Origin of the sequence: Stutzerimonas nosocomialis, from assembly GCF_005876855.1 — a bacterium.
In the GTDB taxonomy this organism is placed as follows: Bacteria; Pseudomonadota; Gammaproteobacteria; order Pseudomonadales; family Pseudomonadaceae; genus Stutzerimonas; species Stutzerimonas nosocomialis.
Window position 1 is genome coordinate 1 of record NZ_QLAE01000049.1, and the last position, 25,089, is coordinate 25,089.

The 25,089-nt window shown below is 67.8% G+C and carries 22 protein-coding genes; 9 read left to right on the forward strand and 13 right to left on the reverse strand.

Features of this window, described 5'->3' with window-relative positions; all coding sequences use genetic code 11:
- Window positions 1-96 precede the first annotated feature (96 nt).
- The 4 genes from DN824_RS20640 to DN824_RS20655 form a co-directional block, all read right to left on the reverse strand.
- Complete coding sequence (locus DN824_RS20640; RefSeq protein ID WP_138410239.1) at window positions 97-1,146, reverse strand: serine hydrolase domain-containing protein; 1,050 nt, start codon at window positions 1,144-1,146, stop codon at window positions 97-99.
- Window positions 1,147-1,245: 99 nt separating this feature from the next.
- Window positions 1,246-3,147, reverse strand: coding sequence for a pyruvate kinase (locus tag DN824_RS20645; RefSeq protein WP_241666749.1), 1,902 nt, complete (start codon window positions 3,145-3,147; stop codon window positions 1,246-1,248).
- A gap of 79 nt (window positions 3,148-3,226) precedes the next feature.
- Window positions 3,227-5,440 (reverse strand): GAF domain-containing hybrid sensor histidine kinase/response regulator, encoded by a 2,214-nt coding sequence (locus tag DN824_RS20650; RefSeq protein ID WP_138410240.1) that lies wholly within the window; start codon window positions 5,438-5,440, stop codon window positions 3,227-3,229.
- A gap of 153 nt (window positions 5,441-5,593) precedes the next feature.
- Complete coding sequence (locus DN824_RS20655) at window positions 5,594-6,019, reverse strand: VOC family protein (RefSeq protein WP_138410241.1); 426 nt, start codon at window positions 6,017-6,019, stop codon at window positions 5,594-5,596.
- A 113-nt stretch (window positions 6,020-6,132) separates the two neighbouring features.
- On the opposite strand from DN824_RS20655, the gene DN824_RS20660 reads away from it, so the two are divergent.
- Window positions 6,133-7,035: a LysR family transcriptional regulator gene (locus tag DN824_RS20660; protein WP_138410242.1), complete on the forward strand. Its 903-nt coding sequence runs from the start codon at window positions 6,133-6,135 to the stop codon at window positions 7,033-7,035.
- 228 nt (window positions 7,036-7,263) lie between these two features.
- Here the strand turns inward: DN824_RS20660 and DN824_RS20665 are convergent, their stop codons facing one another.
- The 3 genes from DN824_RS20665 to DN824_RS20675 form a co-directional block, all read right to left on the reverse strand.
- The gene (locus DN824_RS20665; protein ID WP_138410243.1) at window positions 7,264-9,207 is read right to left on the reverse strand and encodes a DNA topoisomerase III; all 1,944 of its coding nucleotides are present in this window, start codon (window positions 9,205-9,207) and stop codon (window positions 7,264-7,266) included.
- 180 nt (window positions 9,208-9,387) lie between these two features.
- On the reverse strand, window positions 9,388-9,588 hold the full coding sequence (locus DN824_RS20670; RefSeq protein ID WP_138410244.1) for a hypothetical protein: 201 nt from the start codon (window positions 9,586-9,588) through the stop codon (window positions 9,388-9,390).
- Between the two features lie 152 nt (window positions 9,589-9,740).
- Entirely contained in the window at window positions 9,741-11,444 is a 1,704-nt protein-coding gene (locus DN824_RS20675) for an alpha/beta hydrolase (RefSeq protein ID WP_241663921.1), read from the reverse strand.
- A gap of 292 nt (window positions 11,445-11,736) precedes the next feature.
- Between DN824_RS20675 and DN824_RS20680 the strand changes: the two genes are divergently transcribed.
- Both DN824_RS20680 and DN824_RS20685 read left to right on the forward strand, forming a co-directional pair.
- Window positions 11,737-12,780 (forward strand): hypothetical protein, encoded by a 1,044-nt coding sequence (locus DN824_RS20680; protein ID WP_138410245.1) that lies wholly within the window; start codon window positions 11,737-11,739, stop codon window positions 12,778-12,780.
- A 161-nt stretch (window positions 12,781-12,941) separates the two neighbouring features.
- The gene (locus DN824_RS20685; protein WP_138410246.1) at window positions 12,942-14,291 is read left to right on the forward strand and encodes an esterase-like activity of phytase family protein; all 1,350 of its coding nucleotides are present in this window, start codon (window positions 12,942-12,944) and stop codon (window positions 14,289-14,291) included.
- Between the two features lie 42 nt (window positions 14,292-14,333).
- Here the strand turns inward: DN824_RS20685 and DN824_RS20690 are convergent, their stop codons facing one another.
- Window positions 14,334-15,002, reverse strand: coding sequence for a TIGR04211 family SH3 domain-containing protein (locus DN824_RS20690; RefSeq protein WP_138410247.1), 669 nt, complete (start codon window positions 15,000-15,002; stop codon window positions 14,334-14,336).
- Between the two features lie 408 nt (window positions 15,003-15,410).
- Here DN824_RS20690 and DN824_RS20695 point away from each other — a divergent pair, with 408 nt between their 5' ends.
- Window positions 15,411-15,881, forward strand: a complete 471-nt coding sequence (locus tag DN824_RS20695) for a nuclear transport factor 2 family protein (protein WP_138410248.1) — start codon at window positions 15,411-15,413, stop codon at window positions 15,879-15,881.
- 3 nt (window positions 15,882-15,884) lie between these two features.
- On the opposite strand, the gene DN824_RS20700 is transcribed toward DN824_RS20695, so the two are convergent.
- Window positions 15,885-16,079: a hypothetical protein gene (locus DN824_RS20700; protein WP_138410249.1), complete on the reverse strand. Its 195-nt coding sequence runs from the start codon at window positions 16,077-16,079 to the stop codon at window positions 15,885-15,887.
- A gap of 133 nt (window positions 16,080-16,212) precedes the next feature.
- A complete protein-coding gene (locus tag DN824_RS20705; RefSeq protein WP_138410250.1) occupies window positions 16,213-17,148 on the reverse strand; it encodes a LysR family transcriptional regulator in 936 nt (311 codons plus the stop codon).
- 97 nt (window positions 17,149-17,245) lie between these two features.
- On the opposite strand from DN824_RS20705, the gene DN824_RS20710 reads away from it, so the two are divergent.
- Window positions 17,246-18,463 carry an MFS transporter gene (locus tag DN824_RS20710; RefSeq protein ID WP_138410251.1) on the forward strand — a complete coding sequence of 406 codons (1,218 nt, stop codon included), beginning with the start codon at window positions 17,246-17,248 and terminating at the stop codon, window positions 18,461-18,463.
- Window positions 18,464-18,506: 43 nt separating this feature from the next.
- Here the strand turns inward: DN824_RS20710 and wrbA are convergent, their stop codons facing one another.
- Together wrbA and DN824_RS20720 are read right to left on the reverse strand one after the other, a co-directional pair.
- Window positions 18,507-19,106, reverse strand: coding sequence for an NAD(P)H:quinone oxidoreductase (wrbA, locus tag DN824_RS20715; protein WP_138410252.1), 600 nt, complete (start codon window positions 19,104-19,106; stop codon window positions 18,507-18,509).
- Window positions 19,107-19,284: 178 nt separating this feature from the next.
- Complete coding sequence (locus DN824_RS20720) at window positions 19,285-20,028, reverse strand: class I SAM-dependent methyltransferase (RefSeq protein ID WP_241666750.1); 744 nt, start codon at window positions 20,026-20,028, stop codon at window positions 19,285-19,287.
- 139 nt (window positions 20,029-20,167) lie between these two features.
- Between DN824_RS20720 and chrA the strand changes: the two genes are divergently transcribed.
- The 4 genes from chrA to DN824_RS20740 all read left to right on the forward strand — a co-directional run bounded on the left by chrA (window position 20,168) and on the right by DN824_RS20740 (window position 24,774).
- A complete protein-coding gene (gene chrA, locus DN824_RS20725; protein ID WP_138410254.1) occupies window positions 20,168-21,514 on the forward strand; it encodes a chromate efflux transporter in 1,347 nt (448 codons plus the stop codon).
- Between the two features lie 304 nt (window positions 21,515-21,818).
- Window positions 21,819-22,817, forward strand: coding sequence for a TRAP transporter substrate-binding protein (locus tag DN824_RS20730; RefSeq protein ID WP_138410255.1), 999 nt, complete (start codon window positions 21,819-21,821; stop codon window positions 22,815-22,817).
- A gap of 118 nt (window positions 22,818-22,935) precedes the next feature.
- Window positions 22,936-23,373: a hypothetical protein gene (locus DN824_RS20735; protein ID WP_138410256.1), complete on the forward strand. Its 438-nt coding sequence runs from the start codon at window positions 22,936-22,938 to the stop codon at window positions 23,371-23,373.
- A gap of 153 nt (window positions 23,374-23,526) precedes the next feature.
- Window positions 23,527-24,774 carry an acyl-CoA dehydrogenase family protein gene (locus DN824_RS20740; protein ID WP_138410257.1) on the forward strand — a complete coding sequence of 416 codons (1,248 nt, stop codon included), beginning with the start codon at window positions 23,527-23,529 and terminating at the stop codon, window positions 24,772-24,774.
- Between the two features lie 124 nt (window positions 24,775-24,898).
- Here the strand turns inward: DN824_RS20740 and DN824_RS20745 are convergent.
- A partial coding sequence (locus DN824_RS20745) for an integrase core domain-containing protein (RefSeq protein ID WP_138410258.1) occupies window positions 24,899-25,089 on the reverse strand: 191 nt, incomplete at its 5' end.

A 25,089-nucleotide genomic window follows, 5' to 3' on the forward strand; every position in this document is an offset into this window, starting at 1 on the left:
GGTGGGGAAGACGTCATGGGCTCCGATCATAACGAGGCGCGGGTGGTGTTGCCCATGGGGGCGACGAGATGCCGGCGCAGCAGGGCCGTGCGGTGGCTAGGCCGCATCGTCGTCCATCGCCTGGATGATCCGCCCGAGCAGGCGGTGCAGCGCCGCGCGATGGCCGGCCTGGCCGCCGGAGGGCTGCGCGCTGGAGGTTATGGCCACGGTCAGGCCCCGCCGCGGGACCACATAGATCATCTGGCCGCCATAGCCCCAGCCGTAGCGGACGTCCTCGTCGGCGATGCGGGTGAGGAACCAGCCGTAGCCGTAATCCTCGCCGGTGTAGTACGAGCGCGTGCGGGGCGTCCAGGAGGCGTCGATCCAGGCCTGCGAAAGCACGCGCTCCCCGGAGGGCGCGAGGCCTGCGGCGCGGTACAGCTCGCCAAAGGCCAGCAGCGAGCGGGTGGTCATCGCCATCTCGTTACCGCCCATGTAGATGCCTTGCGGGTCGCGCGTCCAGCTGGTGATGGCGAAGCCTTCGAGCGGCCCCAGCCAGTCGCGGGCCAGCTGCAGCAGGGTGCGTCCGGTCTGGCGCGTCAGGATCGCCGCGAGCAGGTGCGTCGAGCCGGTGGAGTAGATCATCGTGCCGCCCGGCTCGGCCACGAACGGGCGGGCCAGCGCGGCCCTGACCCAGTTGCGGCTGGCGACCCAGGCGCCGTAATTCTGCCCCGACGTGGAGCCCAGCCCCGCCTGCATCGACAGGAGGTGGCCGACGGTCAGCCGTTGCAACCGGGGGTCGGGGTTGGCCGGCAGGTCGCCTTCGAGCAGTTCGGCCACCGGTTGGTCGACGCCTTCGAGCACGCCCTTGTCGATGGCGATACCGACCAACGCCGAAACGATGGACTTGGAGGCGGACTTGATGTTGGTCGAGGCCGTCGTACGGTGCCCGCGATAGCCCCGTTCGGCGAGGACCCGGCCGTCCTGCGCGACGATCACGGTCTGCAGTGGCGCGAGCGCCTCGGCGCCGTCGAGCACCTCGCGCAGCGCGGCTCCCGGTTCTGCCCGCGCGGCGAGGGCCGTCAGCAGGAGCGTCAGCGGCACGAGGGCCTTGAAGAGGGTGAGGGCGCGCCGGCGGGCTCGGCTGAAACCTGTGTGGCGGGGCATCGGGTCGGTCGCTGTCAGGAGGTGTTCCGTTTGGACCGCCGCTTCGGCCCGCCGTGCAGCGGGGCGGGCCTGGGGGTGGATCGACGGCGGCCGGTCAGGTCAAACGTCGCCTTCGTCCTCGAACACCGGGTGGCTGGCCACTGCCAGGCGCCTGAGCATCTGCCGCTTCTTGTCATGGTGGGCGCGCATGCGGGTGAGCAGGTCGTTGAGGGTCGCGACGGCCTTGAGAATGTGCGGCCCCTTGTTCAGCATCACGCAGTCGGCGCGCACGCCGGTGGCTGCGTCGGTGATCTCGGCCCGCGACGGCGCGCCTTTCTTGGCCAGGCTTTCGAGTACCTGGGTGGCCCAGATCACCGGCACGTGGGCGGCTTCGCACAGGCAGAGGATCTCTTCCTGCAGCTCGGCCATGCGTTCGAAGCCTTCCTCCACGGCCAGGTCGCCGCGGGCGATCATCACGCCGAAGCGGGGCCGGCGCATGCCTTCGAGCAACAGCGCCGGCAGGCACTCGAAGCCCTTGCGGGTCTCGATCTTGAGCACCACGCCCAGCCGCTCGGCGCCGAGCCGCTCGAGTTCGGCGAGCAGCCCGTGGACATCGGCCGCGGTGTTGACGAACGACATCTCCACCACGTCGGCATGCTTGGCGGCGAAGGCCAGCGCCTCAAGGTCCTGCGGGCCGAGCGCGCCCACGCTCAGTTCGCTCTGGGGGAAGTTGATGCCCTTGTCGCTCTGCAGGTTGGCTCCTCCCGGCGCATGGGTGATGCGCACCCTCAGGGTGTGCGGTTCGATGGATTCGATCACGCCGCCGATCTTGCCGTCGTCGAACCAGACCAGTTCACCGGTGCGCACGTCGGCGAACACCTCGGGCAGGGTGCAGCCGATGCTGGCGGGGCTCAGCAGCTTGCCGACGCTGTCGAACGTCGCGCCGCGGCCGCCGTCGGGCCTGTCGGTCAGCAACAGCAGGTCGTCTTCCTGCAGGCGGATCTTCTGCGGGGCGGCCGGGAACGGCGCGATCGAGGCGCCGCCGGCCTGCGCCTTGAGCTTCAGGCCCGGAACGAAATAGGCGGTCTTGTCGGCCTGGGCCCAGCAGCCCTGCTCGTTGCGCTCGATGACAGTCATCTGGCGGCGCGAGTCGCGCGCGTCCTTGAAGCGAATGCATTCGCCGTCCTCCAGGCGGGCCAGCCAGTCGCCGTCGACGGGCAGCGCCGCATCGGCGGCAGAGGGCGGCGGCGCGGGGCGGGCGCTGTCGGTCAGCCAGATGCGCGCGGGCTCCACGACCTGGCCCAGCGCGTTGCGTACCGGCTTGGCCTTGATCACCGCGGGGCCCGCCTCGATGGCGCCGGTGCGCAGTTTGGGGCCGGCGAGGTCCATCATCACCTTGCACGAGCGGCCGAGTTCCTTCTCGGCCCGGCGCAGGTGCTCGATCATCCGCAGCCAGACGTCGGGGCCGTCGTGGGCGCAGTTGATGCGGATGGCATCCATGTTCGCGGCCACCAGGTCGCGGATCAGCGAATAGTTGTCGGCCGCCTCGCTCGGCATGGTCACCATGATGCGCACGTCACGGTCGTCCGGCGGGCTGCCGAACAGGGCCTGGGCATGGGCGTCGAGCAGCTCGCGGCTGCGTTTGAGATCGGGCGCCTCGACGTCGGGGGCATCCGCGCCGGACGAGGCCGTGGCGCTTCCCTGCAGGCGTTCGAGCACGTCGATCACCGCCGTCACCGATGACAGGATGTGCGCCTCGGAGCGCCCGAGCGAGGACAGGCCCATGTCGGCGAGCCGCATCTGCACCGGGCGGATGTCGTGGCGCCGCAGCGTCAGGTAGGCCAGCAGGTTGCGTGCGCTGTCGCGGTAGGAGGGGTCGAGGCTGTCCAGCCGCGACTGGCTACCGGCGATGGAGTCGAGCATCTCCTCGCGCAGCGTGCCGAGGTATTTGAGCGTGCTGGAAACGTCACGCACGCTGTTCGCGCTGCCCGTGCGTTCGCGCTGATGGTCCGGTGTCTTCACGTGATCCTGCCTGCAAGTGCTCAGGGGGAATAGCTGTCGGACCACGAAAACCAGCCGCCCGTTGGGCGAAGTTTTTATTTCAAACCGTAACCTCGCCGTCCGGCACGAGTTGCCGGGCGATGGTGCGGCTGAGCGCCCGGGCCACCTGGTCGGCCGAATAGGGTTTGCGCAAAAACTCGAAGCCGTCGTGGCCCTGCTGCGCCAGGACGTGGCTGTAGCCGGAGGTCAGCACCACGGGCAGTCCTGGCCGCCGGCGCCGTAGTTCATTGGCGAGCGCAACGCCGCCCATGCCGGGCATCACGATGTCGGAGAACACCGCATCGAACGCCATGGCGTCCTCACCGGCCCATTCGAGCGCCTGCTCGGCACTGGTCGACCAGCGGGTCTCGTAGCCCAGGTCCTGCAGGATCTGGTCGGCGAAGCGGCCTATTTCGAGGTTGTCTTCGACCAGCAGGATGCGTCGCTTGCGGCCGTCGACCGGCGGCGATGGCGTGCGCGGCGCCTGCCGGGCCTCGGTGCGCTCGGCCTCGACCTCCGGCAGGAACAGGGTGAAGGTGCTGCCCTTGCCCCGTTCGGTGGACACCTCGACATCGCCCCCGGACTGTTTGACGAAGCCGAAGACCTGGGACAGGCCGAGCCCGGTGCCCTTGCCGACCTCCTTGGTGGTGTAGAACGGCTCGAAGATGCGCTCCAGGGCGTCGGCTTCGATGCCATGGCCGGTATCCGTCATCGCGATCGCCGCGTGTGGCCCGGCGGCGCCGGCCTGCCCGCGTATCGACGGCCTGGCGGCGCAGCAGGTCAGGCGCAGGCCCAGCCTGCCTTGGCCCTGCATGGCATCGCGGGCGTTGACCGCCATGTTGATCATCGCGGTTTCGAACTGGTTGAGGTCGGCACGGATGAAGCACGGCCGGTCGGGCAGTTCGAGCCTGACTTCGATGCGCCCGCCGGTCACCGCATCGAGCATCTCGGTGATGGTCCGCAGGCGCTGGCCGACCTCGAACACTTCGGGGTTGAGCGCCTGGCGGCGGGCGAAGGCGAGCAGCTGGCTGGTCAGTTTCGCCGCCCGGTCCACGGTGTCGGAAACCGCGTCCAGGTAGCGGGCCTGGCGCTCGGCCGCCAGGTTGGGGCGGCGCAGGAAGTCGACCGACGAGCGGATGATGGTCAGCAGATTGTTGAAATCGTGGGCGACCCCGCCGGTGAGCTGGCCGATCGCTTCGAGCTTCTGCGACTGGTGCAGCGCCGCCTCGGTCTGTCTCAGCTTCGCGGTGCGCTCCTCGACCTGCTGTTCCAGGGTCGCGTTCAGACGGGCCAGCGCCTCGACCGCCTCGCGCACCTTGATGTCCGCTCGCGTGCGCTCGATGTGCGCCCAGGAGCGCTCGGCGACCTCGACGATCAGCGACAGCTCGTAGGCGGACCAGACGCGCGGCACCTTGTCGTGAATGGCCATCAGGGCGGTCAGGCGCCCATCCTTGAGCAGCGGGATGCAGATCGTCGCGGCGATGCCGATGGCCTGGAAGGTCGCGGCTTCGTCCGCGGCCAGCTCCTGCCGGTTGTCGTTGATCACCAGGGGTTCACCGGCGCTGAGGCAATTTACCGCCAGCTTGCCGAAGTCGGCCAGGCGGTAATGCCCGGCGATATTCGGCGAGCCCGGCGCGGCCCAGTCGCCGCGGATGGTGAAGTGGTCCGCGTCGGGGTCCATGTCGGCATAGGCGCAATTGGAAAGGGACAGGTGCTCGGCCATCAGCCGGGTGGTCGTGGCCATGATGACCTCGGCGTCCGGCGCGCTCGTCACCGCCCGGCCCAGCTCGTCGAGAAAGGCCAGGCGTTGCTGGGCCAGGACCGTCGCGGTCGTCTCGGTGACCGTGTCGAGCATGCCCACCACGGTGCCGTTGTGGTCGCGGATCGGGCTGTAGCAGAAGGTGAAGTACGCTTGCTCGGGCAAGCCGCCGCGTTCGACGACGAGGGGGAAATCCTCGATGTAGGTGGCCCGCCCGGCGAAGGCCGCATCGGAGATCGGCCGGATCTCGTTCCAGGCTTCCTGCCACACCTCGCTGAACGGCCTGCCGAGGGCGGGCGGCTTCTTGCCGAGGATGGGGACGAAGGCATCGTTGTAGAGCGTGGTCAGCGCCTCGCCCCAGACGATCGCCTGGGGAAAGCGGGAGCCGAGGGCCAGCGCCACGGTGGTCTTCAGAACCTCGGGCCAGTCGTCCAGCGGCCCCAGCGGCGTGCTCGCCCAGTCATGCAGCCGGACCCGCTCGGCCATCGCACCGCCACCCTCAAGCCAGTCCGCCATTCCAAGCACCTTGCGCCGATAGTCCAATGCGTACGCCATGGTAACCCGGCAGCTTCGGCCGCCCCTAATCGGGGGCGGGCGGGGGATGACTGCCTGGCTGGCAGGACGCGGCGTGGAGAACCGAGCCTCCGGCGCGCGGAGCGGGCGATGCCCTTACTTGGCGAACAGCTGGCTCATGTCCTTGAACGCCTTGAACTCCAGAGCGTTGCCGCAGGGGTCGAAGAGAAACATGGTGGCCTGCTCGCCGACCTGGCCCTGGAAACGCACGTAGGGCTCGATGACGAACTGCGTACCACGGGCGCGCAGGCGCTCGGCCAGGGCTTCCCATTCCGGCCAGCTGAGGACGATGCCGAAATGCGGCACCGGTACGTCGTGGCCATCGACCGCGTTGGTGTGGGCCGCTTCCTGGGACTGGGTGCGCGGGTGTTCGTGGATCACCAGCTGGTGGCCGTAGAAGTCGAAATCGACCCAATGCTCGGAGGAACGGCCTTCGGCCAGGCCGAACACCTCGCCGTAGAAATGGCGTGCAGCCGGGAGATCGTAGACGGGGATCGCAAGGTGAAACGGGGAGAGGCTCATCGAGGCTTCCTTCTGATTGTAGGCGCAGGGCCCATCTTGCCGATTTGAGCGGTGCGCCAACAGCGGATATCTTTTGCCGCGAGCCTTAATAAAATCGATCGATCGGAGTGGGCATGGTTCGAGAACTCAAGACGTTCCTGGCGATCGCGCGGTGCGGCAGTTTTGCCGCCGCAGGCCAGAAGATAGGCCTCACCCAATCGGCGGTCAGCGCCCAGATCAAGAATCTGGAAAGCGCGCTCGGCCTTCGTCTGTTCGATCGAACCGGCCGCTCGGCCCATCTCAACGCGGCAGGGCAGCGCGCCTTGCCGCTGGCCGAGCAGATCATCGAGACCTTCGCGCTGATGGGCCGTCCGGAAACGCTGGACGAGTACCGCGGCGCGCTGCGTATCGGTGCCATCAGCACCGTGCAGACAGGCCTGCTGCCGTCGGTGCTGCTGCGCTTGCTGGAGGAGGCGCCCGGCGTCGAGCCCAAACTGGTGCCGGGCGTGTCGCTGAACCTGCTGTCGCTGGTCGACTCCGGCGACATCGATCTGGCGATCATGATCCGGCCACCCTTCGCGCTGCCCAAGGAACTGCACGCCGAGTTGATCCAGCGCGAGCCGTTCGTGCTCATCACGCCGATCGACCTGCCGGGCGACGACCCGTTCGCGCTGCTGGTCGAGCAGCCGTTCGTACGCTACGACCGCAACTCCTTCGGTGGCCGGCAGGTCAGCCGCTTCCTGCGCAAGCATCACCTGGACGTGCGCCCGGGGCTGGAACTGGACGAGCTCGACGCCATCGTGAAGATGGTCGAAAGCGGCCTGGGCGTCGCGCTGGTGCCCCGCGCCGGCCTCTGGCTCGAACGCCCGCCGACGGTCCGCATCCTGTCCCTGGGCAGCGCCACCTTCCATCGCGAACTGATGCTGGTCAGCCGTCATGCCAACCGGCAGCTGCCGTTGCATCAGCTGTTCCGCCAGTGCCTGACGCCCGCGCTCACCGAGATCGAACGCCCCGCCCGCGGCGCCAGCCGGGCCTGACGTCTACCTTTGGTGGGCTGGACCGGCAGCGCCGGCTCTTCGTGGGAACGGTCTTGACCGCGAATCCATTGCAGCCCCCTTCGCGATCAAGACTAGGCGCCCCCGACCGCTCCCACAGCATTAGGCTCGGAGCACCGGCATGCCGCCGGTGAAGTCCACCGCACCGATGGCGTAGGGGTTGTGGTAGATATTCAAGCGGCGCAGGCCGGCTTTGTCGCCGCGCGGTTGTCAGCCCGCCGATCGGCGGCTGGGTCGTTTGCCCGTGCCCTGGGTGGTGCCTTTGGCGCTGCGCTTGCGTTTCCAGGGTTTGGCGCCACGGGGGCCGGTCAGCGCCGGGCCGCTGATGCTGAGTCGCAGCCCGGCGCAGCGCTCGACCAGCTTGCCCATCCAGGCCGACTGCTTGGCGACGAATTCCTCCAGCGGCATCTCGCCGCTCTGCACCATGTCCAGGGCCTGTTCCCAGATGGCCGTGGTGCCCGGGTCGGCGATCGGGCGGGGCACGGCGTCGATCAGGCTGAACGCCGCCGGCGTCGCGGCCAGCGCCTTGCCCTGCTTGGTCAGGTAGCCGCGGTCGAGCAGCCCCTGGATGATGCTGGCGCGGGTGGCCTCGGTGCCGATGCCGGTGGTGTCCTTGAGCTTCTGCTTAAGGCGCGGGTCCTCGACCAGCTTGGCGACATTCTTCATCGCCTTGATCAGGTCGCCTTCGGTGAAGGGCTTGGGTGGCTGGGTGAACAGGTCCTTCAGGTTCACCTGCTCGACGTCGCAGCGCTGCCCCTGATGCAGCGCGGGCAGCGTCTGCGCCGGTGGCGCGTCACGGCCCTTGGCCGGAGCCAGCGCTTCGGGCAGGGCGCGCTTCCAGCCGGGCTCGACGATCTGCTTGCCCACCGCCCGCAGCGCCTGGCCGCCACAGTCGAGATCGGCCTGGGTGCGGTCGTATTCGTGGGGCGGCAGGAACTGCGCCAGGTAGCGCGCGCGGATCAGCTGGTAGACGGCGCGGTGCTTGCCGCTCAGGCGCTCGAACGCCTGGGCCGCGGCGGTGGGGATGATGCCGTGGTGGGCGCTGACCTTGGCGTCGTTCCAGGCGCGCGATCTGCGGCTCGGCGAGAGGTGCGCATCCAGCGGCGCGAGCGACGGATCGGCGCGGCGCAGGGCGGCGAGAATGGCCGGCGCCTCGCCATGCTGGCTGAGCGGCAGGTAGCCGCAGTCGCTGCGTGGGTAGGTGATCAGCTTGTAGGTCTCGTAGAGCGCCTGGGCGATGTCCAGCGTCTCCTGCGCGCCGAGGCCGAGCTTCTTCGAGCCGACTTCCTGCAGCGTGCCCAGGTCGAACGGCAGCGGCGCGGCTTCGCGCACTCGCTCGGTCTTGAGCTTGACCACCTGCGCCTGACCGGCGGCGCGCATGGCATCGGCGGCCTGCTGCGCCAGCGCCTGATTCAGGCAGCGGTTCTGTTCGTCGCAGGCGTCTTCCGGGGCGCGCCACTGGGCGGTGAACGGCGTGCCCTCGGCGAGCAGCTGCACCTCGATGGCCCAGTAGGGCGCGGGCACGAAATCGGCGATGGCGCGGTCACGGTCGACCACCAGCCGCAGGGTCGGCGTCTGCACCCGGCCCACCGAGAGCACGCCCTGATAGCCCGACTGTCGCCCGAGCAGGGTGAACAGCCGGCTCATGTTCATGCCGATCAGCCAGTCGGCGCGGGAACGGCCGAGCGCGGCATGGTAGAGGTTGAAGGTCTCGGCGCCGGGCTTGAGCGCGGCGAGCGCCTTGCGGATCGAAGCCTCGTCCAGCGCCGACAGCCACAGCCGCTGGATCGGTCCCCGGTAGCGGCAGTGCTCCAGCAGTTCGCGGGCGATCATCTCGCCCTCGCGGTCGGCGTCGGTGGCTATCACAAGCTCGCCGGCCTCGGCCAGCAGGCGCTTGACCGCCTTGTACTGGCCGGCGGTCTTGGGCTTGACCTGCATCTTCCAGCGCTCCGGGACAATGGGCAGGTCGGCCAGGGCCCAGCGCTTGTAGCGCGCGTCGTAGGCGTCTGGCGGCGCGGTTTCGAGCAGGTGGCCGATGCACCAGGTCACCGTCACGCCATTGCCGATCCAGCAGCCGTCTGCGCGCCGACGGGCACCGAGCACCTGGGCGATGTCCTTGGCTTGGGAGGGTTTTTCGCAGAGGAAGAGGCGCATGGGCGAATAGGCTGGCGTGACGACCGGCCAAGCATGGCGTGCGCGCATCGATCAGGCAATGATTTTCTGTATGGATATACAGTATGTGCGGGGCGGCTCGAACGCTCCCCGGAGGGGTTCGCTGTCGCCGGGGTGGGCGGACCTACGGCCGGCTGACACGACGGGCGACGGGCGGGATGCTCAGAAAATGTAGCGTGTCGGTTGGCGTGGCAGCAATTGCACGGGGGTTGTGTGGCGCGCCGAGACCTGGATCGAGGGCACGCCTTCGCCCGGTTCGCGCATGACCAGGCGCTCCCCGGAGTCCATCGAGAGGGAGCCGCTGTCGCTGGAGAGCAGAGCCAGGCCTGCCGTTGCCGCTGCGAGTGTTTTGCCGTACCGCATGATTCTCCGCTCCATGGATGAGTCGCTGTGAGGCTGGGCGTAACGCTGTAAGGTCAAAAAAGTGTCACTGCTTGGTTGATGCGTCAAGATAGTAGCGCACTTTCTTCCCGTGGCAACACGCCGCTCATCTGGCGGATGACCGGTCGCCGCGCTCAACCGCCCCGGTTCTCGTAGGGCGCCTCGTCGCCCGGTTGCGCGGCTGCGGCGGTCATCTCCCGGGTGAGATGGTCCTTGAGCCGTTCGATCGACTCGCTCGGCCAATCCTGCACGTCGGTCACCGCGATCCAGGCCTCGATGTAGTCGCGCGGGGCATAGACATGGCCATGGCCGGGCGGAGGCGGCGTGGTGACGATCATGTCCAGCGCCAGTTGCAGCATGGTCACCACCGGGAACCAGCGCAGTTCGGGCGAGACGTCCGGGCCGCGGGGCGACCGGGTCCAGTCCGGGCGGCGGTAGAAGGTGCGGTAGTCGAAGAACACGATCGGGTCGCTGGCGTACTGCAGGTACACCAGGCGCATGGGCCCCCACTCGGCGCCGGCGGGCGAGGCCAGCCCGTGCTGGTTCATGAAGCGTACGAAGGCGCCGTCGCGAAACTCCGGCAGCCACTGCGGCGAGCCGGGGTTGCGCGCCTCGGTAATGGTGCGCCAGCCACGGCTTTCGAACGGCGGGCCGCTCCAGAGCGCGCCGTCGACGGGGTCGCCGATCATCTGATAGAGCTCGGCCGAGCGCTCCGAGTGCATCGCGCCGAGACTCAGGCCGTGCAGGTAGAGCCTTGGCCGCCGGTCTTTCGGCAAGGAGGTCCAGTAGTCGTAGACGGTGGCGAACAGCGCCCGCGCCACGTCCGTGCCGTAGTCGGATTCGACCAGCAGCGAGAGCGGGCTGTTGAGGTAGGAGTACTGCAGGGCGACGCTGGCGATGTCGCCGTGGTGCAGGTATTCGACGCTGTTCATCGCCGCCGGGTCGATCCAGCCGGTGCCGGTCGGCGTGACCAGAACCAGCACCGAGCGCTCGAAGGCGCCGACGCGGATCAGTTCGCGCAGCGCCAGTGCGGCGCGTTCCTCGGGCGTGTCGGCCGCGCGCAGGCCCACGTAGACGCGGATCGGTTCGAGCGCCTCGCGCCCTGAAATCGCGGCGATGTCGGCGGCGGTGGGCGCCGAGCCGATGTATTCGCGACCGGTCCGGCCGAGTTCGTCCCAGCGCAACAGGGAGGCGGCGCTGCCGGTCTTGAGCGGCGAGGTCGGCTGCTCGGCCTCCGGCTCGAGCAGGGCGTCGTACTGCGCGAAGGATGCATCCAGCGCCCGGAAGGCCAGGCGCCCCAGCAGGTCGGTCGCCACCGACCAGAACAGCACCAGCGCCAGGGCGACGCCGATGACGTTGGCCACGCGGCGTGGCAGAAAGCGGTCGCTGCGCCGGGAAATCCAGCGCGAGAGCGCGCGATACAGGCGCGCCAGCGCGAGCAGGACGACGAAGCTCAGCAGGGCCACCAGGCAGACCTGGAACGGGTGGCTGCTGGTCACCGGCTCCATGCCCATCCGCTCGCGGATGGAGTTCTGCCAGCCCGCCGCCTGGCTGAGGCAGAACAGCGCCAGCGCGAGGCAGACCAGTTCGATCACCAGGTTCACCGGAATGCGGGTCTGCTGCGGCGGTTCGGGGATTTCCAGGTAGCGCCACAGCCAGCGCCAGAGTACGCCCAGGCCGTAGCCGGCGGCGAAGGCGCAGCCCGACAGGACGCCCTGCGCCATGGCCGAGCGCGGCACCAGGGTCGGCGTCAGGGCGGCGCAGAAGAACAGCGTGCCGAGCAGGATGCCGAGGCCGGAAAGGGATCGCCATGAGGAAAGGGCAGAGCGGTAGAGCACGGGAACTCCTGTCAGACCAAGCGGGGTACAGGCTCGCGGTGGCGGGCCCCAGGTGTTCGAGACATCCGGCCGTTCGGCAGTTCCGCCGCCGGCGCGTCGGGCTTCCGCGGCGGGATTAATCCCCGGCCGGGTCCCGGCGTCACAGAATAGACCGATGCGTCGATGCCCGGCGCGCCTGAGTATCGCCGATACTGGTTCCGGCAGGTGCCGGATGCACGTGGGGAAGGGGTATGCACGTCGTCGTGCAGGGCAGACGCCTGCATCCCATTCGACCTTCCCAGGAGTCATTTCCATGTTCGCATCCATCCGTTTCTTCGCGCTCTGCACGCTGGCCGCCTGCGTACCGCTGGCCCAGGCCGGCAACCTCGCCTCGCAGGATCAGCAAGGCACCGACAACCTGGCGATCGTCGACCAGCGCGAGGGCATGGCCAACCAGGCCGAGCAGGTCCAGGAGGGCTCGTCCAACGTTTCGAACATCGTCCAGCAGAACAATGGCAACGTGGCTCGCACGCTCCAGGCGGGCCCCGACAACCGGGTCCGGGTGGAACAGTCGCTGGTCGCCAATCGGGTGGTGGTCCAGCAGACCAGCACGGGCTACGGAAACGAGGCGACGGTGATCCAGAACGGGGTCCTGAACGACGCCGAGGTCGTCCAGACCTTCGGTCGTGCCAGCCTCTATCAGGAGGGCACCGGCAACGGCTTCCAGGTGGTGCAGACCGTGGCAGGCAACAGCCTCGACGGATCGTCCATCGGCGCGGGCAATCGAACCGTCGTCAACCAGTACGGCGGCGGCATCGCGACCACCGCGCAGTACGGAGAGGACAACCGCATCGTCCTCACCCAGGACGCCCCCTATTTCGGCGCCACGGCCAGGATCACCCAGGAAGGCACGCAGAACGAGGTGGACGTGACCCAGCTCGGCAACGGCCGTTATACCGGCGGCCGAATCCTGCTCGACCAGAAGGGACAGGGCAACGTCATGCAGGTGAACAACAATGCCGCGCTCGGCCTGCTCGACTTCACGCAGGATGGCGAAGGCAACGAGCTGGTCGTCGGGCAGCATGGTCGGGACGACTCGGTGGTGGGCAGTTCGCGGGGCGGCCACAACCGCGTGCAGGTCAGCCAGGACTATGAAAACAGCCTGACGCTGTCCCAGGAGGGTTTCTACAACGAGATCGAGGTGGAGCAGGGGCCGGAGGGCAACGAGGCGGCCATCGTCCAGTTCGGCGACGCCAATCAGGTGAGTCTGACCCAGCGTTCGGCGCGGATGGTGAGCAGTACCGCGACCATCACCCAGACCGGTAGCGGCAACCGGTCCATCGTCATGCAGCCTTAGGTCGGCGGCTTTCTTTCTGGGAGGCTGTGTCAGTCTGGTTGACGGATAATCGTCGCTCGAGCCTGTATCCGCCATATTCCTGACACAGTCGCATCCTAAGGTCGGTGACGCTGCGCTGTGACGAGCGCAGCGCCTTCCCTGCCGGACCTGGAGACCTCCGAATGCGAATTCCGAAGCCGTTGTGCGTGGCTGTGGCCGCCGCGTTTTCCACCTGTGCGCTCGCTGCTGAAAACACGCTGGTAGGCTGGGCCGTGCTGCCCGCCGACAGCTTTTCCGATGGACCCACCTCGGGCCAGTTCGTCAGCGCCAACCCCTACGGGACGCACCTGCCGCCCTATGCTGATCGGCAGCCGGTACAGGGTTTCTCGGCCGTTCTGCCGGGGGCGGACGAGCATAGCTTCGTGGTCATGACCGACAACGGCTTCGGCAATCAGGCCAACTCGGGCGACACCCTGCTGCGGCTGTACAGCCTGCGTCCGGATTTTCGCACCGCCGATGGCGGCAGCGGCACGGTGAGCGCCACGGACTACCTGGCGGGCACGCCGCTGGCGCGGCCGACGCACCCTTCGCGCCTCACCCTCAACGACATCAACCAGAAGCTCGAAGTCCCCTTGCAGGCTGACTACGCCCACTACTACGACAACCCCGCCAACCCTGCGGTGGACGAGTCCATCCGCTTCGGCCGGCTGCTGACCGGCGCCGATTTCGACATCGAGTCGGTGCGACGCGACAAGAACTGCGCGCTCTGGTTCGGCGATGAATTCGGGCCCTACCTGATCAAGACGGACGCCTCCGGCACCGTGCTGCGCAGCGAGATATCGCTGCCCGGCGTGTATGCGCCGCAACACAAGGACGTGGTCGCCGGTCGCGCGGCCGCGAACCTCGGCGGTTCGGGCGGCTTCGAGGGCATGGCCGTCAGCCCGCGCGGCGATCGCCTCTACACCCTGCTGGAGAAGACCGTCAGCGGCGATCCGGCCGGCACCCTGCGGATCAACGAGTTCGATATCGATCAGGAGCGCTACACCAGCGTGCGTTATGTCTACCGGCTGCAGGACCCGAGCCACGCCATCGGCGACATGACCGCCATCGACGACACCCGCTTCCTGGTGATCGAGCGCAACAACGACACCGCCACCAGCGGCGTGCCGTTCAAGAAGATCTACCTGATCGATACCCGGCGCGTGGCCAACGGCGGCGAAGTCAGGAAGACCGAGCTGGTGGACCTGATGCGCATCGCCGATCCGCACGACCTCAACGGCGACGGCTCGCGGCTGTTCACCTTTCCCTACGTGACCATCGAAAGCGTACTGCCCCTCGATGCCTGGACGCTGCTGGTGACCAACGACAACAACTTCCCCGGCGGCGGTGGCCGTGCGAGGGAGGCCGATGCGTCCGAGTTCCTGAAGATTCGCCTGGCCAGCCCGATCCAGGGGCTGCGCACCGCACAGCGCCCCAACGATCCGCGCTCCCGCTGCGAATCGCCGGTACGGCGCGACGCGCAGGCGAGCTGACCGTTCGCCCTTCGCCGGGGCGCTGGCTCCGGCGGATGGCGGTCAGAACCAGCGGTCGTTGCGCTTGCGGCCGCGGGTCATGGCCGGAAGGATCAGTCCGGCCAGCAGGCCGGCGCCGGCGATGCTGCCGCCATAGACCATGTAGCGCATCAGCACCTGGTTGTTCTCGTCGCCCAGGCGTGCCTGGGTCGCGCGCAGTTCGGACTGGGTTTCGCTGAGCTGGGCATCGAGCCTGGAGCGTGTCGCTTCCAGCTCGTCGATCAGCGCCTTGCGCGAGTCGAGGGTCTCCTGCATGCCCTGCACGCGGGTCTTCCAGGTCTCGTCGATGGATTCCAGCTGGTCGGTCAGTTCCGCCACCTGCTGTTCGAGCTGGGGTACGCGCTCGGCCTGCCCGGGCATTTCCTGCAGGTCGCTGCTGCGAATCCACACGGTGCTGCCGCTTTCGCTGCGGACCTGGCTGTAGTCGCCCTGGGTGCTGATCAATTCGACGCGCTGGCCGGACGTGAGGGTGCCGACGATGCGATAGCCGTCGGTGGGGCCGCTGCGCACGTAGGTGTCGAGGCTGTCGCTGACCCAGCGCTGATTGCTGTTGGCATCCTGTGCCTGGGCATTGCCGAAGGCGCCGAGCAGGCCGCTCAGCAGGCCGGCATAGAGGGTGGCGCGGGGTAGGCGGGGTGAGAGCGATGCGAAAAGGTGACGAGGTGTGGGCATGGCGATCTTCACTGAAGGAAAAAGAAAAAGGCCCCGATGTTCGAGCCGGCGACGAGGACGTGGCAGTCAGGTAAAGCGCCGTCGAGCAGGGCGACGGGCATAGGTGAGGACTGCTGCGACGAGGGTGGCGTGAGGCACGCGGTGCGTTGCCCGGGCGTAGTCCGGCCCGTACGCCATCCTGCGGTTCGCCAGCTCAGAGACAGCGCAACGCGCGGCGAGTTCAATTCTTCGCAGGCGTTGCGCTGTTCGGCATTGGCCTGCTCGCCCGAATCCTGCGGTCACCGTCGGGCAGGGGATGGCTCCGATGGCAGGAACCGTGGGCAGTTTGTCATTGTGCCGCCGGGGCCGGCGCGCAAGGCTATGGTTAACGCCGCAGGACCTTCGTCGACTCAGCCAGGAGCGCCCGCCATGCCCGAATCACGTCCACCCTTGCCGCCGTTCGATCTGCAGTCAGCCATTGAAAAGGTGCGCCTGGCCGAGGACGGCTGGAACAGCCGTGACCCGGACCGCGTGGCGCTGGCCTACACCCTCGATACCCGCTGGCGAAACCGCGCCGAGTTCGTCGGCAATCGAGAGGAGGCCCGCGCGTTCCTGCAGCGCAAGTGGGCCAGGGAGCTGGACTACCGGCTGATCAAGGAATTGTGGGTGTTTGCCGGCGACCGGATCGCCGTGCGCTATGCCTACGAGTGGCACGACGACTCAGGCAACTGGTTCCGTTCCTACGGCAACGAGAACTGGCAGTTCGACGCCAATGGCTTGATGGCCCTGCGTTACGCCTCGATCAACGACCTGCCGATCCGGCCGGACGAGCGCAAGTTCCATTGGCCGCTGGGACGGCGCCCGGACGATCATCCGGGCCTTTCCGACCTGGGGCTGTGAGGGTCAGGCCTGCTTTCTGGTCTTCGCCTCGGAGGCTGCGCGTTGCTGCGTGCGACCCGTGAGCAGGGTGTTGGGGTCGTTGAAATTGGTGGTTCGCGCCGCCCGGTCGCGCTCCGAGGCGCGGATGTCGAGGTAGGCGCCAGCGCTGACCACGCTCAGGCTGAGAACGGAGAACAGGACGATCTGCAGGGTTGTCATGGGAAAGGCTCTGACGTGACGAGGTACGAAAATTTGTAACGCTATATAACGTCACGGCCCCGGCCTTTCAAGCGAGACCTTCGAGCCGTTGGTCTACCGACGACCAGAGGCGGCCAGAGCGGGTCGCCGGCACTCAGGGCGTGCGTGGCGGCTGCATGCCCGTGATCTGCGGCATGCGCTGGCGTATCAGCTCGGCGAACAGGCGCAGCTTCGCCGGATAACGGCGCGCATAGGGGTAGATCAGGTAGACCGGCAGGGGCGCGGCCTGCCACTGCGGCATCAGTTGCACCAGGCGGCCTTCGGCGAGGTCCTGGGCGACGATCCAGGCCGAGCAGATGCAGGCGCCGAGGCCGGCCAATGCCGAGTTGCGCAGTGCATAGAGGCTGTCGGTGCTCAGGCGGGGCTCAATGGCGAAGCGATGGCTGCGGCCGTCCGCCAGGCAGGTCAGCGCGACCTCGTCCTGATAATAGGTGCGCAGGGCCAGCCAGGGCAGTCGCGCCAGTTCCTCTGACGATGCCGGCAGTGGCCGGGCGCCGAGCAGAGTGGGCGAGGCGACGACGATCCGGGGCACTTCGCCCAGGGGAATGGCGACGACCGCGGGGTCGTTCACCACACCGATCTGTATCGCGCAATCGACGGCTTCGGCGACGAAATCCGGCCGCCGATCGTGGAGCAGCCATTCGACGGAGACCTTGACGTGGCGGGTCAGGTATTCGCTGAGCGGCGCGATCAGCTGGTCCTGGCCGAAGGCGTGGGGCACCTGAACCCGCAGCGTGCCGCGCGGCTCGTCCCGGGCACCGAGCAGTTCGGCCTCCATTTCCTGCCAGTTTTCCAGCAGCGCCTTGCCGTAGCCGTAGCAGCGTTCGCCGTCGCCGGTCAGCTGCATGCTGTGGGTGGAGCGCTGCAGCAGTTGCAGGCCCAGGGAGCGCTCCAGTGCCTGCAGGCGGCGGCTGATGGTCGGTTGGGTGGTCTTGAGCTGCTCAGCGGCGGCCGAAAGACTGCCGGCCTCGACGATACGGATGAAGGTGCGCAGCAGTTCGAGGCGGTCGAGCGTTGTGTGGTTGGTCATGCGCCTGGCGTATATCCGATTTGCCGCGCAGCCTACTACAGGTCCTTGCAGGCCGCTAAGACAATGGCGCCCTCTGATCAATAGAACGGAACCCGCCATGACATCCATGCAGAAAGCGTATGCGCTCGGCCAGGCCGATGGGCCGTCGCGTGCAATGGTCGCGCTACTGGCCACCGGCGCGGGGCTCAGCGTCGCCACGCTTTATTACAGCCAGCCGATGCTCGGCGTGCTGGGGCCGGACATCCGCGCCAGCGAGGAAGCCATCGGCATGGTGCCGATGCTCACCCAGCTGGGCTATGCGCTGGGCATCCTGCTGCTGGCACCACTGGGCGATCGTTACGACCGGCGCCGGATCATCCTGTTCAAGGCGATGCTGCTGACCTTCGCGCTCCTGCTCGGCGGCTTCGCGCCGGGGGTGGGCTGGCTGCTGGCGGCGAGCCTTGCCATCGGCCTGTCGGCGACGGTCGCGCAGGACATCGTTCCCGCCGCCGCGACCCTGGCCCCCGAATCGCAACGGGGCAAGGTGGTGGGCACCGTGATGACGGGCCTCTTGCTGGGCATCCTGCTGTCGCGGGTGATGAGCGGGCTGGTGGCCGAGCAGTTCGGATGGCGCGCGGTGTATGGGCTCGCGGCGGTATCGATCGCGCTGGTCTGTCTCGGTGCCTGGCGTAGCCTGCCGCGTTTCGCCCCGACCACCTCGCTGGGCTATGGCGCCCTGCTCGGCTCGATGTTGCAGCTGTGGTCGCGCCACCCGGCGTTGCGTCGAGCCGCCTTCGCGCAGGGGCTGCTGTCGGTGGCCTTCAGCGCCTTCTGGTCGACGCTCGCGGTGATGCTGCACGGCAGCTTCGGCCTTGGTAGCGCGGCGGCCGGGGCCTTCGGCCTGGCCGGTGCCGCCGGTGCGCTGGCCGCACCCCTGGCCGGCCGGCTGGCCGATCGTCGTGGGCCGGAACGGGTCACCCGCCTGGGCGCTGGCCTTGCTGTGGCCTCGTTCGCGGTCATGGGGCTTGCGCCGGTGTTGCCAGCCGAGGCGCAGCTGGGACTGATCGTGCTGGCTGCGATCGGCTTCGATTTTGGTATCCAGGCGACGCTGGTGGCCCATCAGACGATGGTCTACGGGATCGAGCCGGCCGCCCGCAGCCGCCTGAACGCGGTGCTCTTCACCGGGGTGTTCATCGGCATGGCGCTGGGCGCCGGGCTTGGCAGCCTCGCGCTGGCGCAGTGGGGATGGCAGGGGGTGGTGGTGTTGGCGACGCTGGCGTCGTTCGGCGCGCTGGTCGTGCGGATGACGGGCAATGCGCGGCTGCACGACCGCTAGGGCCAGAGGACATCGGCCCGCCGTCGGGCGGGCCGACTGCCGATCAATCGAACAGCTTGGCCGCGGTCCTGGCGATCAGCTCGCCCTGATGGCGCGCGCCGTCGAGCTCGGTGGCGCTGGGCTGGCGCGAGCCGTCGCCATCGGTGATGGTGGTGGCGCCGTAGGGCGCGCCGCCGACCACTTCCTTGACGCCCATCTGCCCCTGGTGGCTGTACGGCAGGCCGACCACGGTCATGCCGAAGTGCAGCAGGTTGGTGATGATCGAGAACAGCGTGGTTTCCTGGCCGCCGTGCTGGCTGGCGGTGGAGGTGAAGGCGCCGCCGACCTTGCCGTTGAGCGCGCCGCGCGCCCAGAGCCCGCCGGCCTGGTCCAGGAACGCGGCCATCTGGCTGCTGATGCGGCCGAAGCGGGTACCGGTACCGATGATGATCGCATCGTAGTGCTCGAGTTCGGCGACCGTCGCGATCGGCGCGGCCTGGTCGAGCTTGAAGTGCGCGCCCCGGGCGATCTCCTCGGGCACGGTTTCCGGGACGCGCTTGACGTCCACCTGGGCCCCGGTCGCGCGCGCGCCTTCGGCGACGGCATTGGCCATCGTTTCGATGTGTCCGTAGGACGAGTAGTAGAGAACCAGCACTTTAGCCATTGAAGTCTCCTTGCGGTTGAGGGTACGCCGTGAGGTCACCAATCTGGCACAACGATCGATCGGAAAGATTCATATCTTTTGACCGTTCCGATCTAAGGATTCGAACGGATCGACAGGGTCTCCCCGATGAGCGGCGACCGCAAGGTCGCTCCCAGGGCTCGTCCGGCTAGCAGCCGCGTCAGACGCGCCCGACATACAGCGACAGCGGCCAGCTGACCCGGCAGGTGCCGGTCCACAGGGGCGCCAGCTTCCGTGCCAGCGGCTCGACCGGATCGCTGCCGCGCTCGCTGGCCAGCCGCGCCGTGGCCGACCAGCTGCGCAGGTAGCCGAGCAGCTGCGGCAGGTTCCAGTCGACCTGCATGGCGAAGTCCGGCGCGGCGATGGGCTCGAACGGGAAGGGCAGTTCGCGATACCCCGTTTCCACGTGGCGCCGCTCCGGTGGCCAGTAGGCGCCGACTTCGTGCCGGTAGAAATGCTGCACCAGGGCGTCGACGTCGGCGTCGTCCACCGCCATGACCCCATAGCACCACAGGGCCACCACGCCGCCGGGCTTGAGCACCCGGCGCACCTCGGCATGGAAAGGCTCGATGTCGAACCAGTGCAGCGCCTGGGCGACGGTCACCAGGTCGACCGAGGCGCTGTCGAGCCCCGAGGCGTCGGCGGGCGCGGTTGCGTAGCGCACCCGGGGATGGGGCCTGGCCTGGGCGATCTGCGAGGCGCTGGCGTCGGTCGCGATCACCTCCTCGAAGTGCCGCGCCAGGTCCACCGCTGCCTGGCCGCTGCCGGTGGCGCAGTCCCAGGCGCGCCGGCGAGCCTGGCACTGGCTGGCCAGCCAGTCGAACAGCTCGGCCGGGTAGGTCGGACGGTTGCTGGCGTAATCCTGCGAGACGTCCTTGAAATGATCTACGAATGCCTTGCTCACGTGGATTCCTCTTGCGATGCACCGGGGTATCGAACCGGCGGGGCACGGTTGGTTCATTGGGCCGTCGTGTCGCGCAACTGTCATATTGGCTTTGCGGGTGGCGGTTATAGTGCGCCGGGTCTATTCGATGGAGAACAGCATGAGCGCTTCGCCCGATTCGTCCGAGCGGCCTGCCGAGGTCAGGCTCTCGGAGGCGTTCTGGTTCTGGCTGAAACTCGGCTTCATCAGTTTCGGCGGGCCCGCGGGGCAGATCTCGATCATGCACCAGGAGCTGGTGGAGCGCCGGCGCTGGCTGTCGGAGCGACGGTTCCTGCATGCGCTCAACTACTGCATGCTGCTGCCCGGCCCCGAGGCGCAACAGCTGGCCACCTACATCGGCTGGTTGCTGCACCGCACCCGTGGCGGGCTGCTGGCCGGCGTGCTGTTCGTCCTGCCTTCGCTGTTCATCCTCGTGGCGCTGTCATGGGTCTACGTCGCCTATGGCAACGTGCCGCTGGTGGCCGGGATCTTCTACGGCATCAAGCCGGCGGTGACCGCGATCGTCGCCCAGGCGGCCTGGCGCATCGGTTCGCGGACGCTCAAGAACAGTTGGTTGCTGGCGATCGCGCTGGCCTCCTTCGTCGCGATCTTCGCCTTCGACGTACCGTTTCCGCTGATCGTGCTCGGCGCCGGGCTGGTCGGCTACCTGGGCGGGCGGCTGAGACCCGCGTCGTTCAGCCCCGGCGGCGGGCACGGCGGGGCGGGGAAGTCCTTCGGTCCGGCGCTGATCGACGACGACACGCCGACGCCCTCCCATGCGCGCTTCTCCAGCGCCCGGCTGGCGCTGATCCTGCTGGTCGGGGCGCTGCTGTGGTGTCTGCCGATGGGGCTGCTGGCCCTGGCCTTCGGCTGGGCGGGCACCTTGACCCAGATGAGCTGGTTCTTCACCAAGGCGGCGCTGCTCACCTTCGGTGGCGCCTATGCGGTGCTGCCCTACGTCTACCAGGGGGCGATCGGGTATTACGGCTGGCTCACGCCCTCGCAGATGATCGACGGCCTGGCGCTGGGCGAGACCACGCCGGGGCCGCTGATCATGGTGGTGGCGTTCGTCGCCTTCGTCGGCGCCTACGCGCAGCCGGTGTTCGGGGCGGACCAGGCGTTTCTCGGCGCCGCGCTGGCGGCGACCCTGGTCACCTGGTTCACCTTTCTTCCGTCCTTCCTGTTCATCCTGGCCGGCGGCCCGCTGGTGGAATCCACCCACGGCGAGCTCAAGTTCACCGCGCCGCTGACCGCCATCACCGCGGCGGTGGTGGGGGTGATCGTCAACCTGGCGCTGTTCTTCGCCTACCATGTGTTCTGGCCGGAGGGGTTTTCGGCAGGTTTCGACTGGATATCGGCGCTGATCGCGGCGGCCGCGGCCGTTGCGCTGCTTCGCTACAAGCTCGGTGTGATCCCGGTGCTCTGTGCCAGCGCCGTGGTGGGTGTGACGGTCCAGCTACTCGCCTGAGCGTGCATCGGGGCGGGCGGATGGTGTCGGATTGCCGCTATTTCTTGGAAGTGAGAGCTGGTTGGAGTTCTTGCTGCTTGTGCATTGTGTAGGGATGCCGAAAACTTCCACCTTGTTTCGCCAGAAGGGATGATCTGCCGAGCGAAGCATTCATGCCTTTATCAGGTTGCCGAACCGCCGCGCAGAGCGGAGAGGGCAGCCACATCGAAACAAAGCCGGACGCCCACGAGCGCGGTAATTCGATATCGAACGGGAGTCGCCATCATGAGGGCGACTCCATGCTTTTATGATTTTGGGGGCTTTGATGTTCAAGTCTTGTATCGCTGCAGCGATGAGTGCGCTGGTTCTTCTTTCCACGCCGACCCTGGCGGCCGAAGGCGATCCGATCGTCATCAAGTTCGCCCACGTGGTTGCCGACGACACGCCCAAGGGCAAGGGCGCCCTGATGTTCAAGAGGCTCGTCGAAGAGCGTCTTGGCGGCAAGGTGAAAGTCGAGGTCTACCCGAACTCCACCCTCGTCGGCGACGCCGATGAGCTCCAGGCGCTGCTCGACAACAAGGTCCAGCTGCTCGCGCCGTCGCTGTCGAAGTTCGACAAGTACACCAAGAAACTCCAGGTATTCGACCTGCCGTTCCTGTTCGACGACGCCGAGGCGGTCAAGCGCTTCCAGAACCGCGAGATGAGCCGCGAGCTGCTGCGCTCGATGGCCGACCACGGCATCTACGGCCTGGCCTACTGGAGCAACGGTCTCAAGCAGCTGTCGGCCACCCGTGCGCTGCAGAAGCCCGAGGATGCCGCCGGCCTGTCCTTCCGTATCCAGGCCTCGACGGTGCTGGACGCCCAGTTCAAGGCGGTCAACGCCACGCCGGTGCGGCTGCCGTTCGCCGAGGCGTACAAGGCGCTGCAGTCGGGCATGGTGCAGGGCACCGAGAACCCCTGGTCGAACATCGTCAGCCAGAACATGCACACCGTTCAGCCGTTCATCACCGAGAGCAACCATGGTGTCCTGAACTACATGCTGATCACCAACTCCCGGTTCTGGATCAGCATCCCGTTCGGCGTGCGTTCGGAACTCGAAGGCATCATCGACGAAGTCACCCAGGCGGTGAACAAGGAAGCCGAAGCGCTCAACCAGCGCGACCGCGAGCGCATCATCGCCGCCGGCACCAGCAAGCTCATCGCCCTGTCGCCGGAAGAGCGCCAGGCCTGGCGCGACAAGATGATGCCGGTCTGGAAATCCTTCGAGAACGACATCGGTGCCGACGTGATTCGCGCCGCGCAGACGGTCAACCGCCGCCGCTGATTTTCCCCGCGTTGAAAGCGCCGCATCCCCGGCAGGGCATGCGGCGTTTTTGTCTGTGCCTGTCGCGGAGCCGAGGCGATAGGATCGCTGGCGATCAGGCTTCCCTTTCGGAGTGACCATGACGTATTCCCTGTTGCACCTGGCGCACCTGCTGGCGGCGATTTTCTTCATCGGTGCGCTGTTCTTCGAGGTGGCGATCCTCGCCCACGCGCGGCGCCAGGTCGGGGCCATCGCCGAGCCCACGATCCGGGCCGTCAATGCCCGCTCGCGGGTCGTGCTGCATGCGGTCGCGGTGGTGCTCTATGGCGCCGGCCTGGGCCTCGGCTGGCACTACCGCGTGGTGCTGGCCGATCCGCTGGGCAGCGTCTTCGGCACCTTGCTGGCGCTGAAGGTGGTGCTTGCCCTGGGCGTCTTCGCCTCGTTCGCGCTGGTGGTGGTCTGGCTGCGCCGGGGCGTGCTGAGCGCGCGCCGCCGCCATCGGTTGCGGCTGCTGATCCTGGCGCAGACGCTGCTCATCGTGGTGCTGGCCAAGGCCATGTTCGTCGCCCACGGCTAGCGTTTTCGACCGTCCGCGACACTGATCCGAATCAATCCGGTGGCGGTTCGCGCTTGCCTGAATGGTCGCGATTCAGCGGCCTGAGCTTCGTTTCCCGCGTCGGGCCCGGGGCATACGCTGGCCTGATCGCAGACAACCGATTCGAGGCCCGGCATGCACTTTTCCCATTCTGCGCGAGTGGACGCGCTGCGTCTGAAACTGCGCGACTTTCTCGATACCTACATCGTCCCGCGCCAGAACCTCTGGCACGAAGAGGTCGCCGCGGGGCGCCATCCGGTTTCGTTCATGGCCGATCTCAAGGCACTGGCCCGCTCGGAGGGCTTGTGGAACCTGTTCCTCCCGGCGTTGCGGGACGACGAGCCGGGTACGCGCCTGACCAACCTCGAATATGCGCCGCTGGCCGAGATCATGGGACGGGTGTCCTGGGCCTCGGAGGTGTTCAACTGCAGCGCGCCGGACACCGGCAACATGGAGCTGCTGCATCTGTTCGCCACCGCCGAACAGCGCGCGCGATGGCTGGCGCCGCTGCTCGACGGCAGCATCCGGTCGGCCTTCGCCATGAGTGAACCGGACGTGGCCTCGTCCGATGCGAGCGCGATCCAGACGTCGATCCGCCGCGAGGGCGACGAATACGTCATCAACGGGCGTAAGTGGTTCATCACCAATGCCGCGCATCCCGATTGCCGGCTGCTGATCGTGATGGGCAAGACCGACCCTGATGCCGACCGCCACCGCCAGCAGAGCATGGTGCTGGTGCCTATCGAAACGCCCGGAGTGGAGCGGGTGCGCAATATCGCGGTGATGAACCACCTCTCGCCCGAGGGGCATTGCGAGCTGCTGCTGCGCAACGTGCGGGTGCCGGTCGGCAATCGGCTCGGGGAGGAGGGCGACGGCTTCATGATGGCCCAGGCGAGGCTAGGCCCGGGCCGCATCCATCACTGCATGCGCGCCATCGGCATGGCCGAGCTGGCGCTGGAGCTGATGGTCGAGCGGCTGCAGGAGCGCAAGGCTCACGGGCGTTACCTGCACCATTACGCCAACCTCACCGATTGGGTCGCCGAGTCGCGCATCGAGATCGAGCAGGCGCGCCTGCTGGTGCTCAAGACCGCCTGGATGATCGACGAGCTGGGCGCCCGTGGGGCCTCTCGCGAGATCGCGATGATCAAGGCGCTGGTGCCGCGGATGCAGAACGCGGTGATCGATCGTGCGATGCAGGCGTACGGGGCCATGGGCCTTTCGCCGGACACCCCGCTGGCCGACATGTGGACCGCCGGGCGGGCGCTGCGCCTGGCCGACGGCCCCGACCAGGTGCATCTGCACAGCGTCGCGAAATGGGAGCTCAAGGCGAGCGAAGCGAATCGGGGCGCCAGCGCGGCGTATCTCACGCCGGGGCGGGAGTAGGCTGGCGGCGCGGGGCGTGGTCGGGATGTGGGGCGAGTGTGGCGCGGCGGCACGTTCGTGGGGCGTCGCATGGTGTGGGCTGATCAGGTCCTGCGCCGCGCCGGTTGACGCTTCGCGGTCACGACTAGGTGTGTAAAGCCAGTACGTTGTTCACTAGGAGTGGCGCCCTGCTGATTGGCGGCTGGTAGCCGAGGCTGGCGTGCAGTCTGTGCCAGTTGTAGTGATGAAGCCACGGCAGCAGGTGTGCTGCTCGCTGTTCGGAGCTGTCGTAGCTGCGGGCGTAGGCCCATTCACGCAGGCTGGTCTGGATGAATC

What these genes read in the sequence shown, in the direction of transcription:
- DN824_RS20650 (WP_138410240.1), bottom strand. Translation starts at nt 5,440, where the DNA reads ATGGCGGACTGGCTTGAGGGTGGCGGTGCGATGGCCGAGCGGGTCCGG.
- DN824_RS20655 (WP_138410241.1), bottom strand. Translation starts at nt 6,019, where the DNA reads ATGAGCCTCTCCCCGTTTCACCTTGCGATCCCCGTCTACGATCTCCCG.
- DN824_RS20695 (WP_138410248.1), top strand. Translation starts at nt 15,411, where the DNA reads ATGCCCGAATCACGTCCACCCTTGCCGCCGTTCGATCTGCAGTCAGCC.
- DN824_RS20660 (WP_138410242.1), top strand. Translation starts at nt 6,133, where the DNA reads ATGGTTCGAGAACTCAAGACGTTCCTGGCGATCGCGCGGTGCGGCAGT.
- DN824_RS20705 (WP_138410250.1), bottom strand. Translation starts at nt 17,148, where the DNA reads ATGACCAACCACACAACGCTCGACCGCCTCGAACTGCTGCGCACCTTC.
- DN824_RS20735 (WP_138410256.1), top strand. Translation starts at nt 22,936, where the DNA reads ATGACGTATTCCCTGTTGCACCTGGCGCACCTGCTGGCGGCGATTTTC.
- DN824_RS20740 (WP_138410257.1), top strand. Translation starts at nt 23,527, where the DNA reads ATGCACTTTTCCCATTCTGCGCGAGTGGACGCGCTGCGTCTGAAACTG.
- DN824_RS20730 (WP_138410255.1), top strand. Translation starts at nt 21,819, where the DNA reads ATGTTCAAGTCTTGTATCGCTGCAGCGATGAGTGCGCTGGTTCTTCTT.
- DN824_RS20640 (WP_138410239.1), bottom strand. Translation starts at nt 1,146, where the DNA reads ATGCCCCGCCACACAGGTTTCAGCCGAGCCCGCCGGCGCGCCCTCACC.
- DN824_RS20680 (WP_138410245.1), top strand. Translation starts at nt 11,737, where the DNA reads ATGTTCGCATCCATCCGTTTCTTCGCGCTCTGCACGCTGGCCGCCTGC.
- DN824_RS20685 (WP_138410246.1), top strand. Translation starts at nt 12,942, where the DNA reads ATGCGAATTCCGAAGCCGTTGTGCGTGGCTGTGGCCGCCGCGTTTTCC.
- DN824_RS20665 (WP_138410243.1), bottom strand. Translation starts at nt 9,207, where the DNA reads ATGCGCCTCTTCCTCTGCGAAAAACCCTCCCAAGCCAAGGACATCGCC.
- DN824_RS20670 (WP_138410244.1), bottom strand. Translation starts at nt 9,588, where the DNA reads ATGCGGTACGGCAAAACACTCGCAGCGGCAACGGCAGGCCTGGCTCTG.
- DN824_RS20700 (WP_138410249.1), bottom strand. Translation starts at nt 16,079, where the DNA reads ATGACAACCCTGCAGATCGTCCTGTTCTCCGTTCTCAGCCTGAGCGTG.
- wrbA (WP_138410252.1), bottom strand. Translation starts at nt 19,106, where the DNA reads ATGGCTAAAGTGCTGGTTCTCTACTACTCGTCCTACGGACACATCGAA.
- chrA (WP_138410254.1), top strand. Translation starts at nt 20,168, where the DNA reads ATGAGCGCTTCGCCCGATTCGTCCGAGCGGCCTGCCGAGGTCAGGCTC.
- DN824_RS20710 (WP_138410251.1), top strand. Translation starts at nt 17,246, where the DNA reads ATGACATCCATGCAGAAAGCGTATGCGCTCGGCCAGGCCGATGGGCCG.
- DN824_RS20690 (WP_138410247.1), bottom strand. Translation starts at nt 15,002, where the DNA reads ATGCCCACACCTCGTCACCTTTTCGCATCGCTCTCACCCCGCCTACCC.